Origin of the sequence: Virgibacillus senegalensis (assembly GCF_000821245.2) — a bacterium.
GTDB lineage: Bacteria > Bacillota > Bacilli > Bacillales > Amphibacillaceae > Sediminibacillus > Sediminibacillus senegalensis.
The window spans coordinates 250,282-265,612 of the sequence record NZ_LN611423.1; the positions used below are offsets into that span (position 1 = coordinate 250,282).

At 44.2% G+C, this 15,331-nt stretch carries 14 protein-coding genes, 3 pseudogenes and 1 CRISPR repeat array (1 of these 18 cut by a window edge); of the genes and pseudogenes, 3 read left to right on the forward strand and 14 right to left on the reverse strand.

All coding sequences use genetic code 11. The features are described from left to right. A CRISPR array of direct repeats spans positions 1-684; the repeat unit is 33 nt; unit sequence GTCGCTCCCTAGATTGGGAGCGTGGATTGAAAT; it begins 3,319 nt to the left of the window's first position. Positions 685-743: 59 nt separating this feature from the next. The 11 genes and pseudogenes from BN1067_RS20375 to BN1067_RS20575 form a co-directional block, all read right to left on the reverse strand. Next, positions 744-899, reverse strand: a pseudogene (locus BN1067_RS20375) (sodium:proton antiporter); the annotation flags it as partial. Continuing rightward, positions 899-1,858, reverse strand: a complete 960-nt coding sequence (hutG, locus tag BN1067_RS02605) for a formimidoylglutamase (RefSeq protein WP_053217382.1) — start codon at positions 1,856-1,858, stop codon at positions 899-901. The gene hutG and the pseudogene BN1067_RS20375, both read right to left, overlap by 1 nt. Then, positions 1,851-3,065, reverse strand: coding sequence for an imidazolonepropionase (gene hutI, locus BN1067_RS02610; RefSeq protein WP_053217393.1), 1,215 nt, complete (start codon positions 3,063-3,065; stop codon positions 1,851-1,853). Before hutI ends, hutG begins: the two co-directional genes overlap by 8 nt. Before the next feature lie 121 nt (positions 3,066-3,186). Beyond that, a complete protein-coding gene (hutU, locus tag BN1067_RS02615; RefSeq protein ID WP_053217383.1) occupies positions 3,187-4,845 on the reverse strand; it encodes a urocanate hydratase in 1,659 nt (552 codons plus the stop codon). Between the two features lie 14 nt (positions 4,846-4,859). Continuing rightward, entirely contained in the window at positions 4,860-6,386 is a 1,527-nt protein-coding gene (hutH, locus tag BN1067_RS02620; protein WP_053217384.1) for a histidine ammonia-lyase, read from the reverse strand. 110 nt (positions 6,387-6,496) lie between these two features. After that, positions 6,497-6,949, reverse strand: coding sequence for a hut operon transcriptional regulator HutP (gene hutP / locus BN1067_RS02625; RefSeq protein WP_053217385.1), 453 nt, complete (start codon positions 6,947-6,949; stop codon positions 6,497-6,499). Between the two features lie 6 nt (positions 6,950-6,955). After that, positions 6,956-7,096 carry a hypothetical protein gene (locus BN1067_RS19745; protein WP_199868455.1) on the reverse strand — a complete coding sequence of 47 codons (141 nt, stop codon included), beginning with the start codon at positions 7,094-7,096 and terminating at the stop codon, positions 6,956-6,958. 476 nt (positions 7,097-7,572) lie between these two features. Continuing rightward, entirely contained in the window at positions 7,573-7,962 is a 390-nt protein-coding gene (locus BN1067_RS02630; RefSeq protein ID WP_053217386.1) for an HI0074 family nucleotidyltransferase substrate-binding subunit, read from the reverse strand. Continuing rightward, on the reverse strand, positions 7,938-8,261 hold the full coding sequence (gene mntA, locus BN1067_RS02635) for a type VII toxin-antitoxin system MntA family adenylyltransferase antitoxin (RefSeq protein WP_053217387.1): 324 nt from the start codon (positions 8,259-8,261) through the stop codon (positions 7,938-7,940). The genes BN1067_RS02630 and mntA overlap by 25 nt, the downstream gene beginning before the upstream one ends. 241 nt (positions 8,262-8,502) lie before the next feature. Continuing rightward, a complete protein-coding gene (locus BN1067_RS20570; RefSeq protein ID WP_407701347.1) occupies positions 8,503-9,741 on the reverse strand; it encodes a DEAD/DEAH box helicase in 1,239 nt (412 codons plus the stop codon). A gap of 276 nt (positions 9,742-10,017) precedes the next feature. Beyond that, positions 10,018-10,437: pseudogene (locus tag BN1067_RS20575) on the reverse strand (TOTE conflict system archaeo-eukaryotic primase domain-containing protein); the annotation flags it as partial. A gap of 82 nt (positions 10,438-10,519) precedes the next feature. Here BN1067_RS20575 and BN1067_RS20665 point away from each other — a divergent pair. Then, positions 10,520-10,795 (forward strand): annotated as a pseudogene (locus tag BN1067_RS20665) (ATP-binding protein); the annotation flags it as partial. A gap of 571 nt (positions 10,796-11,366) precedes the next feature. Here BN1067_RS20665 and groL read toward each other — a convergent pair. After that, positions 11,367-13,004: a chaperonin GroEL gene (gene groL, locus BN1067_RS02650; protein ID WP_053217389.1), complete on the reverse strand. Its 1,638-nt coding sequence runs from the start codon at positions 13,002-13,004 to the stop codon at positions 11,367-11,369. 60 nt (positions 13,005-13,064) lie between these two features. After that, entirely contained in the window at positions 13,065-13,349 is a 285-nt protein-coding gene (gene groES, locus BN1067_RS02655) for a co-chaperone GroES (protein WP_026770877.1), read from the reverse strand. A 298-nt stretch (positions 13,350-13,647) separates the two neighbouring features. On the opposite strand from groES, the gene BN1067_RS02660 reads away from it, so the two are divergent. Both BN1067_RS02660 and BN1067_RS02665 read left to right on the forward strand, forming a co-directional pair. Beyond that, the gene (locus BN1067_RS02660) at positions 13,648-14,358 is read left to right on the forward strand and encodes a CPBP family intramembrane glutamic endopeptidase (protein WP_053217390.1); all 711 of its coding nucleotides are present in this window, start codon (positions 13,648-13,650) and stop codon (positions 14,356-14,358) included. A gap of 7 nt (positions 14,359-14,365) precedes the next feature. After that, positions 14,366-14,569, forward strand: coding sequence for a YdiK family protein (locus tag BN1067_RS02665; protein WP_053217391.1), 204 nt, complete (start codon positions 14,366-14,368; stop codon positions 14,567-14,569). Positions 14,570-14,598: 29 nt separating this feature from the next. Here BN1067_RS02665 and BN1067_RS02670 read toward each other — a convergent pair. After that, positions 14,599-15,331: MFS transporter (locus BN1067_RS02670; RefSeq protein ID WP_199868456.1), on the reverse strand; the 733-nt coding region annotated here is incomplete at its 5' end.

A 15,331-nucleotide genomic window follows, 5' to 3' on the forward strand; every position in this document is an offset into this window, starting at 1 on the left:
TGGGAGCCATGACAATCGGTTTTGGCGGTTTGGGGTCGCTCCCTAGATTGGGAGCGTGGATTGAAATGTAAGCCAATCCATTATGCCACCCCACTCATGGCATGTCGCTCCCTAGATTGGGAGCGTGGATTGAAATAGCCATGTCATTTAAGGCATCATCTGCTTCCGACAGTCGCTCCCTAGATTGGGAGCGTGGATTGAAATAATTCCATCCCTCCTATTGTTCAGCTCGAAACGAGTCGCTCCCTAGATTGGGAGCGTGGATTGAAATTTGCAGCCCTGGCGCTTTCTCTCGGTTCTCTCGGTTCTCTCGGTCGCTCCCTAGATTGGGAGCGTGGATTGAAATAGCGGAAAGCAGGTGTCGAAGACGACGGTATCTACGTCGCTCCCTAGATTGGGAGCGTGGATTGAAATACCAGCTGTATATCGCTGGTTTTGGTATCATCGGTCGCTCTCCCTAGATTGGGAGCGTGGATTGAAATACTGTAGGAGAACAGGATGACGACGGAGAATGGACGTCGCTCCCTAGATTGGGAGCGTGGATTGAAATCGCACTGTTAACCGTGAATAGTTGGCATAAACAGTCGCTCCCCAGATTGGGAGCGTGGATTGAAATATCAAGGGCGATTTCTTTGTGCTTGATGATGCCCAGTCGCTCCCTAGATTGGGTGCGTGGATTGAGATACAGGGCCTTTTGCAAAGTCCCTGCCTACATTATGTCGCTCCCTATCGGCCAACCCACCCATGCCGGAAATCAGTAGATTCGTTGTCTCTATCAAGGAGAGACCGGTCAGCAGTCCGGCTACCTCAGCAGCTACAATAATGGCAAATATGACATTCACCCGCATTAAACTCAATGCAATGAGAACAAGAACTGAAATAATAACAACCCATTCCATTAACCTTCCCCCTTATGACTTCTATTCAGAAATTGTAATACCACATGCGCTGCAATCCGGCTTGTCATGTTACGAAAGTCAATCGTCGGATCAATTTCAACGATATCGATGGCACGTACAGGTTTTTCACCGCCAAGATATTGCACCGCCTCCAGAAGCGTTTCGCTGTCCATGCCTCCCGGGCCGATTGCGGGGCATCCGGGAGCAAACGCTTGATCCAATACATCCATATCAACGGAGACATAGATTACATCGACTTTTTCTTTCAAACGACTTACACTTTCTCGTAAAATATCAGTGATGCTGCGCCGCCGCACATCCCTCATCGTATAAATGGATACACCGTGGTGCTTCCCGTAATCATGGTATTCGCGGCTATTTGAAAAATTGCGGATGCCGATTTGGACGAGGTTTTCTCCTTTTAACGCACCGGACTCTATTAGATTTCGGAAAGGCGTACCGTTGGAAGGACCCCCATCTGTTAAATTCCGCAAATCATGATGGGCGTCGAATTGAATAACGCCGACTGTTCCCCTTGCTTTGGAAAAAGCTTTGATACTCGGGGAGCTTATCGAATGGTCACCTCCGAAAATGATCGGAGTCATTTCTGTCTGTGATCGGAATACTTCATAAAATGCATCTTCAATGCGTTGCTGGGATTTAATCAGGTCCGTCACGTGCATGTTCACGTCGCCAAAATCATGTAATTGGATAGACTTCAGATCCACATTGTCCTCGATGGCATATGTGGTGTAGGAAGAAAAAGCGGAACGGATGGCCCCGGGTGCACTCGCCGCACCAGAATGACTGATAGACGGCTTGGAAAGCGGGGCACCAAGAACACCAAAGCCTTTCACTTTTTCCCCATTCCATGGCACGATGAGTTCGTGCGCCTTTGTCACTTCACTATCTTTGAAAATCGCTTTTCCCGCAGGGCATAAATGGGGGATGTCAGCCATGCCAACCACCTCTTTCAAACACTTTTTCACCGTTTTTCCATACAGTGTTAACATGATTCACTCCATAATGATATGGAATATACAAGTAGTTTGACGCATCCCAGATGACGATGTCCGCAGCTCGGCCCACAGCAATTATTCCTGCTTGATCCCCGCGGCCGATTGCATGAGCCGCATTCACTGTTACCGCATGCCAAATTTCTTCCGGAGTCATTTTCAGGTTTAAAGCAGCCAGATTCATAATGAATTGCAAGTTTTCGGTTACGGAACTACCCGGGTTGAAATCGGTCGAAAGTGCAACCGACACCCCAGCTTCTATCATGTCTCTCGCTCTTGCATGCTTTTCTTTCCCAAGATAAAACGACGTACCGGGAAGCAATGTAGCAATCACATTGTTTTCCGCAAGCATTTGGATGCCTTTATCGCTTGTGCCGACGAGGTGATCAGCTGAAATCGCCCCGACTTCCGCCGCCATTTCCGCTCCCCCGAGAGGATTAATTTCATCGGCATGAATTTTAACCTCGAAACCGGACTCTTTTGCTTTTTGTAAATACTCACGGGACTGCTCTACACTGAAAACACCCGTTTCACAGAAGATATCAACAAATTCGGCAAGGTTTTTTTCTTTGATTTCGGGAAGCATTGCTATCATTTCATTTAAAAACGTATCAGGGTCGTTTTTATAATCTTCAGGTATCGCATGGGCTCCCAGGAAGGTCAAAACCACATCAAGTTTGTGCTCCTCCTGAAGTTGTTTCGCAACCTGCATTTGTTTCATTTCCGTTTCATAGTCAAGCCCGTATCCGCTTTTCGCTTCCATGGTTGTAATTCCATAGCTCATCATCCGGTTGAGATGAAATCTTGCTTTTTCGAGCAGCTCTTGCTCCGGCGTTTCACGCGTGGATTGCACGGTCGAAAGAATGCCTCCGCCCTGTTTCAAAATATCAAGGTATGGCACGCCTTGTTGTTTCAACGCCATTTCGTGCTCACGCGATCCGCCGAATACGAGATGCGTGTGCGGCTCGACGAGTCCTGGTGTCACTAATTTTCTTTGACAGTCAATTTTTTCTTTTGCCTCGATGTGTTTTAAGTCATCTGTTTTTCCAACAGCAATGACCTTGCCGTCTTTGATAGCGACTGCGCCGTCCTCCAAAACATCGAGCTTGCTCATATTTCGGCCTTTCACCGGCCCCTCGCTGCCATCCATCGTTAACAGTTGACCGATTTGATATAACAGTATATCTGCTTCTTGTGTCACTCTTCTCCACTCCCTGTAAAAGATAATGGGAAGCAGACAGTATTCTGGACTGCCTGCACTCCCGTAATGTCTATTCCATCATTGGTAAATGAACACCTTTTTCTTTCGCGGTTTGAATCGCAAGATCGTAACCGGCATCAACATGGCGGGCAATACCCATACCTGGGTCTGAGGTGAGGACTCGTTCCAAACGTTTCGCCGCTTCTTCTGTCCCATCGGCAACTATAACCATACCCGCGTGCATAGAATACCCCATTCCGACACCGCCGCCGTGGTGGACGGACACCCAGCTGGCCCCGTTCACACTGTTGATCATGGCATTTAAAATCGGCCAGTCGGCAATTGCGTCACTGCCGTCCTTCATCCCTTCTGTCTCTCGATTCGGCGATGCAACGGAACCACAGTCAAGATGATCGCGACCTATGACGATCGGTGCTGAAATTTCACCAGATGCGACCATATCATTAATGATTTTTCCAAACTTTGCTCTTTCTCCATAACCGAGCCAGCAGATTCTGGAAGGAAGTCCCTGAAAAGATACCTGCTCCCTTGCCATTTTGATCCACTTGCATAGGTGTTCGTTATCCGCAAACTCTCTTAATATCACTTCATCTGTTTTATAAATATCTTCTGGATCACCCGAAAGCGCAACCCAGCGGAACGGACCTTTTCCTTCGCAAAACTGCGGGCGAATAAATGCCGGGACGAACCCAGGGAAATCGAACGCACTTTTTAGACCCTCGTTATACGCTTCTTGCCGAATGTTGTTCCCGTAATCAAATGTAACAGCACCCGCCTTTTGCAACTCAAGCATCGCCTGAACGTGGTCTTTAATGCTTGATTTCGCTCGCTTCAAGTATTCGTCAGGATTGGTTTTTCGAAGCTCTTCGCCTTCTTTAAGGGACATCCCTGCCGGCAAGTAACCGTTTAACGGATCGTGTGCAGAGGTTTGATCTGTCACAAGATCCGGAACTTCACCACGGCGAACGAGTTCTGGCAAAATTTCAGCGGCATTGCCAAGAAGGCCGATCGACAGGGGTTTGCCTTCATTCATTGCTTCCTTCGCCAACGTGAGCGCTTCACTCAAAGACTCTACCATCAAATCACAATATTTCGTATCAATCCGGCGCTGAATCCGCTTTTTATCACATTCAATGGCAATGACCACCCCTTCATTCATCGTGACAGAAAGAGGCTGAGCTCCACCCATGCCACCGAGACCTGCTGTAACCGTTAACGTCCCTTTAAGTGAACCGTTAAAATGCTGGCGTGCTGCTTCCGCAAACGTTTCATATGTTCCTTGTAAAATACCTTGTGAGCCGATATAAATCCAGCTCCCGGCCGTCATTTGGCCGTACATCATTAAGCCTTTTTTTTCAAGGTCCCGGAACGTTTCCCAGTTTGCCCACGCAGGAACAATATTTGAGTTGGCAAGCAATACACGCGGCGCATCGGTATGTGATTTGAATACGGCAACTGGTTTTCCGGATTGGACAAGCATTGTTTCATCATTTTCAAGCGTCCTTAACGTTTCGACAATTTTATGATAGCTTTCCCAGTTGCGGGCCGCTTTTCCAATCCCGCCATATACCACAAGTTCTTCAGGCTTTTCAGCCACTTCCGGATCAAGATTGTTCATCAGCATCCGATAAGCGGCCTCCTGAATCCACCCCTTCGTATTTAATGTGGTTCCCCTTGGTGCACGAATGTTTGTTTTTACCTCTGCCATTACCATCTCTCCCTTTATATGAATTGTTTTTCTTTACTTACTGGATGTAAAATCGAATCCCAATTTTCTTGTTTCATCCATAATGCAACAGACTCAATATCTTTTGAAAAGGCACGGTCCTTTGTTATGGATTGGACAATCTCGCGCCCTTTCCGGTATATCCTCTGTGTTCGTGGAGCCATGTGTTGGACACCCCGAAACTCTGAAGCCTGCAATGCACAGATCATTTCGATTGCAACAACTCTTCTTGTATTAGTAATGATTTGCATAGCGTGTCTGGCCGCGATCGTTCCCATGCTGACGTGGTCTTCCTGGTTAGCTGATGACGGAATCGAGTCGACGCTGGCTGGATGTGCAAGTGTTTTGTTTTCAGACACGAGGGAAGCCGCACTGTATTGCATGATCATCGCTCCAGATTCCAGCCCCGGCTTGGCGCTTAAAAACGCCGGCAAATCGTTTAACTGAGGATTGACTAGCCGTTCAATACGGCGTTCCGAAATGTTGGCAAGCTCGGCAACTGCAATCCCTAAAAAGTCCATGGCCAATGCAATCGGCTGGCCGTGAAAATTGCCGCCTGAGATGATTTTCTGGCCGCCTTCAAAAATGAGTGGGTTGTCTGTGGCCGCATTGATTTCGATTTCAAGCTTATCTTTTACATAGTTAAGGGTTTGCCAAGTCGCGCCATGCACCTGAGGAATACAGCGTAGTGAATAAGCATCCTGGACCCGGATTTCCCCTTGCCTGGTAATAAGATTGCTTCCATCAAGATATCGACGCATCCGGGCTGCCACGTCAACTTGTTCCGGGTACCCTCTTGCGAAATGGATATCTTCGTCAAACGCATCAATGATTCCGCGTAACCCTTCCATCGTCACGGAAGCAGTCGCTTCGGTTTGTAGTGCGAGTTTTTCCGCTTCCAAATAAGAAACGACTCCCACCGCTGTCATGGCTTGCGTACCATTGATTAGAGCCAGGCCTTCTTTCGCGGTTAATGTAATCGGCGTAAGTCCGACATTGCCAAAAGCTTTCATTGTCGGCATTCTCTCACCTTTATAAAACACTTCCCCTTCCCCGATTAAAACCAATGCCAAATGAGAAAGGGGAGCAAGGTCACCGCTGGCTCCAAGTGAACCTTGTTGGGGAACAACGGGATGAACATGCTCATTCAGTAAGGCTAACAATTTTTCTATCAGTTGTTTTCTTACACCCGAATATCCCTTCAGAAGCGCATTCGCCCTAAGCAATACCATGGCACGGCTGACGATTTCGGGAAACGGTTCGCCGACACCGCAGGTATGGCTGCGAATCAAATTCAATTGCAGTTCTTCGACATCTCCTTTTTCGATTAGTACGTCACTCATCTTTCCGAATCCGGTGTTGATTCCGTAAACGGTTTTTCCTTCGTTGACTACATTCTCTACCGCTTGGCGGCTTTTGCTGACACATTCCCAGCTCTCCTTTGAAGCCTGCACTTTTTCCTGATCATACAACACGTGTTTGACATCATCTAACGTTAATGAATGTCCTTCCAATGTAATCATTTTATGCTCCTTTCCTCTACCGTAATAAAGTGGATATAAAAAGGGGCTGTACCGAAGAAAATTTGATTTCTTCGGTACAGCCCCCTATTCGCTAATATCTATGGGCTACATTATATGTGATTGATTCCCAATCCAATGGTTTCGTGCTCCAATCCCTTGACAGGAGCACCAATCGTTCCATAAAGCGCAATGGCCAACCATTCGCCTTCTTCTTCATTGTCGTACGGATTTCCCCGCACAAGCGCGAATCTTAATCCGACCGTCCGTAATATTGTACCCAACTGGACTTGCCCGCGGGTCACACCGTGAAGCGCTTCGATGGTCGCATGGTACAAGGCGTGCAATTCCCTGTAAAGATCGGCCTTGATAATACCGTTTCTTTTCGCCGCTGTTTCGATAGCTGCAACGACCTTATGTGAATCCATCGAACCTACTTTCCCTGTACAAAACTGCCACTTTTGACGCTCAATTTGCTTATTAAACTCAGGATCGTTTTCAAATTGTTCATTTAATACCAACAACATCGCCTGCTTGCCAATTCTTCGGTCAACTTGTAACAGCAAGTTCGATCACTCTCTTCTAATATCTAAAGAACTACCATTATTGTAATCGCTTACATAAATGATGTCAAAGTATTTTTTGAAAATTTTGTTGATTGACTCGGCTTTGTCTTCTAGTTGACTCTCGTCAATCCGGGGCGGAGCAATCAATAAATTCCCCCTCCTGATCTAACGAAAGCTCACTTATATTTTCTCGAATTCTGAATCAGGGATATCCTTTACATTTGCCCACTGTCAAACCAGCGTCACTATATTTAAAAGTTGTATAAGATGGCCCGTATCTAAATGAATAACGTACTGATAGATCAGCTGTTTCAAAGTATCTATAACCGATGAATAACCCTTCCTTATATCACTTGTTACTTGATCTGCAGGATAGAATGCCAAGAAAGGCACCTGAGTAATAACTATTGAGAAGGTTTCGCTTAATTACCACTCCTATTGTGTTTACCAAGAAAAGCATCAACGGCAGCTTTACTAAAACATGAGGAAGTTTTTTAGTATCCAGTCACCAAAAAGATCACCTAGATTTCAGAATAACAGAAATGGATCTTGAACCATTTCGGCTAATGCATTTAAAATATTGGGTTCACAAACTAGAAGTAGTTGCTAATGCTGGGGCTTTATCATTTACTTTTCATCCGTTCGACCCATAGATGGAGTAGGTTATTATACCGGGGAAGATTTTTGTGGATTTTAATGGCCACTTCTTCATTATAGGTATGGACGGTCAAATTTCGATCATTTACCATTTCCAAAGCCAGAACGGCCTCTTCATCCTCTAACAAATCAACCTCCCTGCAGCTGCGAATGACGCTCTTCGGAGAGCCGGCATCCACTCCTTCTACGTCATACAAGTATTGCTTAGCCGCTTTCCAACTAGCCTCGAAAGAGAATTCAAATCGTTGAATCCCTGCATCTCGTTCCACGTCGTTCGGGTTGTTAAGGTTAGCTAGCTTTTCAAAGGCAGCCAACGCTTTTTCTGCTGCTTCTAATCGTTGACGTAATCTTTCCATAAAATCCCCTCCTCTTTTACTTGTTGGACCAAAGCTTCATTGGCATCACGCAAATCCACTACATCTACCTTGTAAGGAATGGTAGACTCTTCTATTTGCTCGATTAGTTCAATCCATTTAAAAGGAGAGAGTGGGATGTCGGATTCGATAGCAATGTCGATATCCGAACTCTGTTTTTCTTCCTGTCGGGCCCAGGAGCCAAATAAGTAAATATGCACTTTTTCCTTGGCGAGTTGTTCATTCAAAATCGATTTTAGTTGTTCTAAAATTTGTTCCCTTAATTCTGCAGGAACTCCCATAATATCCCTTCCTCTTTTTTGTCCCATTATAGCATATGTACATTTTACTTATACGGAGTTTCCTGCTCCTCTTCCCTGATTAATAATGTGGTCGTACAATGACCATTATCACTACACCAAAACCAAACGTGGATTGCATTATATTGGGCTATTAAAATGAAACTCTGTAAGGTTAAATATATTTAAGGGGCTATTACCTTGAAATTCACTCTTAATTTTTTAATACTCATTTCTTCCGCTTTCAAAATAATTTCATCTGCTGCCCACTGCTGCTCTTTTCATCATCGCTTCCTTTGATCTTGTAATTCATCGACTTATACCCCTGCTTACGTTTTTCATACATAGTCTGCAACTCGGGAACCTGATAATCAACATAATCATATACTTTTACAACATTCTTATTCGTATGAACACGATGCAACCTACCGACATATTGTTGGAGCGTTCCTTTCCAGGCGATTGGCATGGCAAGGAATAAAGTGTCCAGTCTAGCATTGTCAAATCCTTCTCCGATATACTTACCAGTGGCAATAATAAGCCTCTCTTCACAATCTGAGAGATTTTCTATTAGCTTTAATCTATCTTTCTCTTCTTGCTTACTCAGCTTACCCGTTAATACGATGATATTCTTAGCAAAGCCTTCAAAGTGCTTTTCCAATTCATGCACATGTTCAATCCGCTCAGTCAAAATAATTGGGTGCGAATCATTCTCAAGTTCTTTCAATACATCATTGAATATCAGCTTGTTCCGTTTTTCATTAATAGCCAGGTTTGCATACACCTTTTGAAGATTTCCGTCACTTTTGAAGCTAGTAAAACGTGGAATAAGCACATGGTCAAACGGATGGAGTTTTGACTGATCTTTGGCGGTAACCTTATAACAGATTTCCCCGCACTGCATTGCAACTATCTTATGAAGCCCATCTTTTCTAGTTGGTGTTGCAGTTAGTCCATGAACGTAAGAAGCCTCTACTTCCCTTAGTACTTTTTCAAAACTTACCGCTGAAATATGGTGGCATTCATCGACAATGACTTGTCCATATCCCTTAACTCTTTCACGCACATCTTCTGATCTGCTCAAAGTCTGAATCATAGCAATATCCACTTTACCTGTTGGTTTCTTTTTACCCCCACCAATTTGACCAATCTTGTTACCGTCCAAATTAATAAACGTCTGCAAACTTTCTTTCCACTGGGAAAGCAGTTGCTTCGTGTGCACGATGATTAATGTGTTGATGTTTCTCTCCGCTATTAGCGCTGCTACTACGACAGTTTTACCAAAACCAGTTGCCGCTGATAGGACGCCACAACCACTTACCTTCATAGCATAGACCGCTTCATTTTGTTTTGGCAGAAGATTCCCTTGAAAATGAAAATTGTGGCCGCTTCCTTTGTAGGTTTGATCATCGATGTAGAAGTTGATCTCGTGCTTGGATAATATAGCTTTTATATCTGTCAGACAGCCGCGCGGGATAACCACCGAGCCCTCCGTCTCATAACTGCAGTCAATTTTTCTAGGAATACGGTGTGTTGACAGCCTTTTAGATTGGGCTTTAAAAAATTCAGGGTTATCGATGACGGCGAGGTTTATTAGCTCGTTCAAAATATTTGATGGAAGCTTATTTTTGGAAATATGTATGCCATTTTTTCTTATGATGGTGATTTCAAAGGGTTTATTCCTATCATATACTGCTGGTTCACTTTTTATAGTACACCCGCTAGGATTAATCTGCTTTGCCAGAATTGATTCAATCGCTTTTTTACTGATTCTTTTTACGGACGCCAGATAAGTCCATTGATCAGTATATGGTTCAAATTTTTCATTAACAAAGACACTGTGGCTGTTTTTCCTGGGGAATTGTTGTAAAGGTAGTGCAATCAAGTTGCCAAATCCACCTTTAGGCATTGTATCCTGATTGGGAAAAAATCGATCAAATGAATCAACCCCTGTCTCATACCATTTTTCCAAGGTCCGGTTCATAAGAAGTGCCCCTAATTTACGGGCTGTTTTCGCCTCTATTTTGTCACTGAAAAAAATCCAGACATGGCAACCATCTCCGGATCGGGAAATTTCCATGCTTGCAGGTACACCTATATCGTTACAAACACTAAGGAAAGTGAGAGCATCCTTTTGCCATTCTTTTTTATCAAAATCAACGGCCAAAAACCAGCATGTCTCATCTTTTAACTTAGAAACCGTCCTGTTCTTGGACGGTTATTTTTGTTGTCAAGGAAATTATAAAATTCGTTAGCTGTAAAATGGCAGTTTTCGTCAGTTAATTTAAAGGATAGAAAGATAGATTTATTGATACTTGATGAGTGATTATTAACAGAGCTTTCAGGGGAGAACATACTTCATGTATTGGAGATTATTGAAGCAAGGTTAAAGAGAACGTCTACCATTTTCTGTTCTTAGTACTACCCAGCAGGATGGCACTAAACTAGGACAATCACAGATAGCTGATGCGATGCTTGACCGGATTGTTCACGATTCTTATCAGATACTAGTGGATGGCGAAACTTCTATGAAATAACGTCATGAATTAGGATCTGTATGATACCTACTGAAGTTGAAGACCGCATAGCAAAGTATTTTCTTCACAAGTATTTGGCTGAGAAGTGATGATTAATTTGAAGAAGAACTATTACCACCTGCATATGGACTGAAGATAATAAGGATTTAGATCACGATAAACTTGTGGTCTACCCTATTGAGATTATTAAAGAACAATTATAATAAAATATCCGGATAAACTAAAGTAGTCACTAGAGTAGACCTCTGTTTTAGTAGCTCTCTAATCCGTAATTACTGGCTCCATCTATCCGCAATACTCAGTGCGCATATACCGTGATGTAAAAAACTGGAATAGACCTGGTAACAATTATGGAAAGAGTTGGTCATGAAGATTTAAAAACAACATGAAGATTTATACACATGTTACTAACAGAATGAAAAAAGATGCCTCCGATAAAGTAAAAACTTTTTATGGAGACATCCTTAATCAAGCTGAATCAAGTTTTTTGTGATGTTTTTGTGAGGTTTTTCGGGTTTTAGTCGATTTTCACTCCAAAAACATTGATATATCAGCGTTTATGGGCGGTTGTTTACATCATGCCGCCCATTCCGCCCATGCCACCCATGTCTGGCATGCCGCCGCCAGCGTTGTTGTCTTCTTCTGGAAGATCAGCAACGACTGCTTCGGTTGTCAGGAACATAGCTGCAACAGATGCTGCGTTTTGAAGCGCAGAGCGGGTAACTTTTGTTGGGTCGACGATACCGGACTCAACCATGTCTACCCATTCGCCGCTTGCTGCGTTGTAGCCTACACCGACTTTTTCGCCTTTCAAGCGTTCTACGATAATAGAACCTTCCAGGCCAGCGTTGTGGGAGATTTGACGAACTGGCTCTTCAAGTGCACGAAGTACGATGTTGGAGCCCGTTTCTTCGTCGCCTGTCAGCGTCAATCCTTTTACAGCGTTGTAGATGTTGACAAGAGCAGTACCACCACCGGCGACGATACCCTCTTCTACTGCAGCACGAGTAGAGTTCAGGGCGTCTTCGATGCGAAGTTTACGTTCTTTCAATTCTGTTTCGGTAGCTGCACCGACTTTGATGACAGCGACGCCGCCACCAAGTTTAGCAAGACGCTCTTGCAATTTTTCTGTATCGAATTCAGAAGTAGATTCTTCTACTTGTGCACGGATTTGTGCTACGCGTGCAGAGATTTTTTCTGGATCTCCGCTTCCTTCAACGACTGTTGTGTTGTCTTTAGTTACGACAACTTTAGAAGCGCGGCCCAGCTGTTCGATGCTGGTGTTTTTCAGATCCAGTCCAAGATCTTCTGTTACGACTTCTGCACCAGTCAAGGTAGCGATGTCTTCAAGCATTGCTTTACGACGGTCACCGAAGCCAGGAGCTTTTACAGCAACAGCGTTGAATGTACCGCGAAGTTTATTCACTACCAATGTAGCTAGCGCTTCGCCTTCTACATCCTCAGCAATCATTAGAAGCGGCTTGCCTTGTTGTACGACTTGCTCCAATACAGGTAGTACTTCCTGGATGTTGGAGATTTTCTTATCCGTAATCAGGATGTATGGATCTTCAAGGACAGCTTCCATTTTATCCTGGTCTGTAACCATGTAAGGAGATGCATATCCGCGGTCGAACTGCATACCTTCCACTACTTCAAGCTCGGTGTTGAAGCCTTTTGATTCTTCGATTGTGATAACACCGTCGTTGCCTACGCGCTCCATCGCTTCCGCAATTAGCTTACCTACTTCATCATCACCGGAAGAGATAGCTGCTACTTGTGCGATGGAATCTTTGCCTTCGATCGGCTTGGAAATTTTTCTAAGTTCTTGTGTTGCAACTTCTACCGCTTGTTCGATACCGCGGCGGACGCCTACAGGATTAGCACCGGAAGCAACGTTTTTCAATCCTTCACGGATCATTGCTTGAGCCAACACAGTAGCGGTAGTCGTACCGTCACCGGCAACATCGTTTGTTTTAGAAGCAACTTCGGACACCAATTGTGCACCCATGTTTTCGAAATGGTCTTCCAATTCGATCTCTTTGGCAATGGTCACACCATCGTTTGTAATCAATGGGGAACCGAATTTTTTGTCCAATACAACGTTACGGCCTTTTGGTCCCAATGTAACTTTAACCGCGTTTGCCAATGTATCTACACCGCGAAGCATCGCACGGCGAGCGTCTTCACTAAATTTAATTTCTTTAGCCATTTGTATTGCCCTCCTTGAACTTTAAAAAATTATGTTATTGTAAAATGGTTCTTCGCTTTATTAGCCGATAACAGCTAAAATGTCGCTTTCACGAAGAATTAAGTATTCTTTTCCTTCGTATTTAACTTCTGTACCAGCAAACTTCGAGAAGATGATGAGGTTTCCTTCAGCTACCTCTGGGGCAACTTTTTCTCCATTATCTGTGACACGTCCTGAACCTACTGCAACAACTTTCCCTTCCTGTGGCTTTTCTTTTGCAGAATCAGGAAGCACGATACCGCTTGCTGTTTTTTCTTCTTGCTCGACAAGTTCAATAATGACACGATCACCTAGTGGCTTTAACATGTGTGAAACCCTCCCTAACCGTTATTTAATTGGTTTGTTTGTTAGCACTCGTTAGTAATGAGTGCTAACACAGTTATTATAATAATCAATTCGTTTTCATTTTGCAAGCAATGTAATTATAATTTTTTCGACAAATTTTTATTGGCCTGCAGACAGCAAAAAAGTACCCCCGCCGCTGTTCAGCCACACTGCAGCAGGAGTTTTACAGCCCTTCTATTGCATGACTATTCTAATTGTATGTTAAAATACGTACAATGATGTAGTAAAGTAAATCTGTTTTTTGAAGGAGTAGTTAAAGGTGCCTAAACGATATTGGTATGTCATCATGACCTATATAATCATGCAGCTTTCCGGATCTGTACTCGTTCCGTTCATTGATATGTTCGATATAGATCGGTTCACCTTCAGTGTCAACTGGAGTATTATCAGTTTTATTGCAGCACTTGTGATCACCCTGCTTTTGCTAAGGCCGGACATGCGCCAGGTCAGCGACCGCAATGCTTCCGGAATCGGCGGCATCATCGGCTGGAGTGTACTCGGGGTAGTGATGGCTTACATGGCGCAATATGCCGCTGTTATCATTGAAACATTGCTTCTCGGAATCAAACCAGGTTCGGAAAACACCATGCAGATTATGGAGATTGCACGGGCAGCACCGATATTCATCATCATCCCTGCCCTGATTGCACCGATTTTAGAAGAAATCATTTTCCGGAAAATCATTTTCGGTAATTTCTACAAGCGGACGAACTTTTTTATCGCGGCTCTAGCATCTTCTGTTATTTTCGGACTTGTCCATATGGATTTCACCCATATCATTACCTATACCGGAATGGGACTGGTGTTTGCCTTCCTTTATGTACACACGAACCGCATCATCGTCCCGATTGTCACCCATATGGCCATGAATACGATTACGGTTATTGCCCAGTTCAGTGTGGACCCGGAAGAACTTGATCAAATGCTTGAACAATGGGAAAAAATGCAAATGATCTTAATTGGAGGCTAATCAATTTATGAGAACTTCCCCGTTGTTTATGGCTTTCTTGTATTTCGCAATGGGAGCTGTATTCACCTATATTGCAGCACAATCAGTAGAAGAAACGATTTGGAATTTCATTACGATCCTGCTGGCCATTTTCGCCACGCTGGACTTTGTCGTTTCGTTTCGATTGATCGGCCTGCATTTTAAAATTCAAAAATCCAAAAAGAACAAATAGCTCCAACCATAAAAAACAGCTGACACGTATCAGCTGTTTTTTGTATGGTTGTTTGGTTTTCCTTTTAAGATAAAGGAGATTGGGACGACAACCAGCATCAATATCGAAGAAAAAATAAATGCTTCGTTGATCGCCTGCAAGGCCGCTTCTTCTCCGGCCAATCCACTGACAGCGGAAATTTGCGCTCTTCTTACTTCATAGTAAATCGAGAAAAACACAATCCCGAAGGCAGAAAAAATTTGCCGCAATACGTTGTTCATCGCCGATCCTTGAGCGACCAGCTTTTCGGGTATGGCATTCATCCCGGCAGTGGTCGCCGGCATATTGGACATGCCAAGACCCGCACCACGGACCGTGTTGATCAGCAATATCAGCCAAAATGGTGTCGATAACTGAAGGTTCCCCAGGGCAAAGGTGGTAGCCGCCAACAGCAGCAGCCCTGGCGGAACCACATAGCGTGGCCCTTTTTTATCCAGCAGTTTCCCGCCGAGGGTCATGAACAAACCGCTGCATAAAGCCGCCGGCAGAAACAACAAGCCGGTCTGGATTTCGCTCAAGCCGTACACATTCTGGATCAATAGCGGCAATAAAAAAATACCCGAAAACAGTCCGATCGATGCGGTGGCCGTCACTACGATGGAAACAGCATAGGTCGGGACTTTGAAAACACTCAGTTCCAGTAGTGGCTGGTCTTGTCTTTGTTCGTAAATAATGAACAGAATAACTGCCGCCACACCGCCACTAATCAGCAGCAAACTGAAT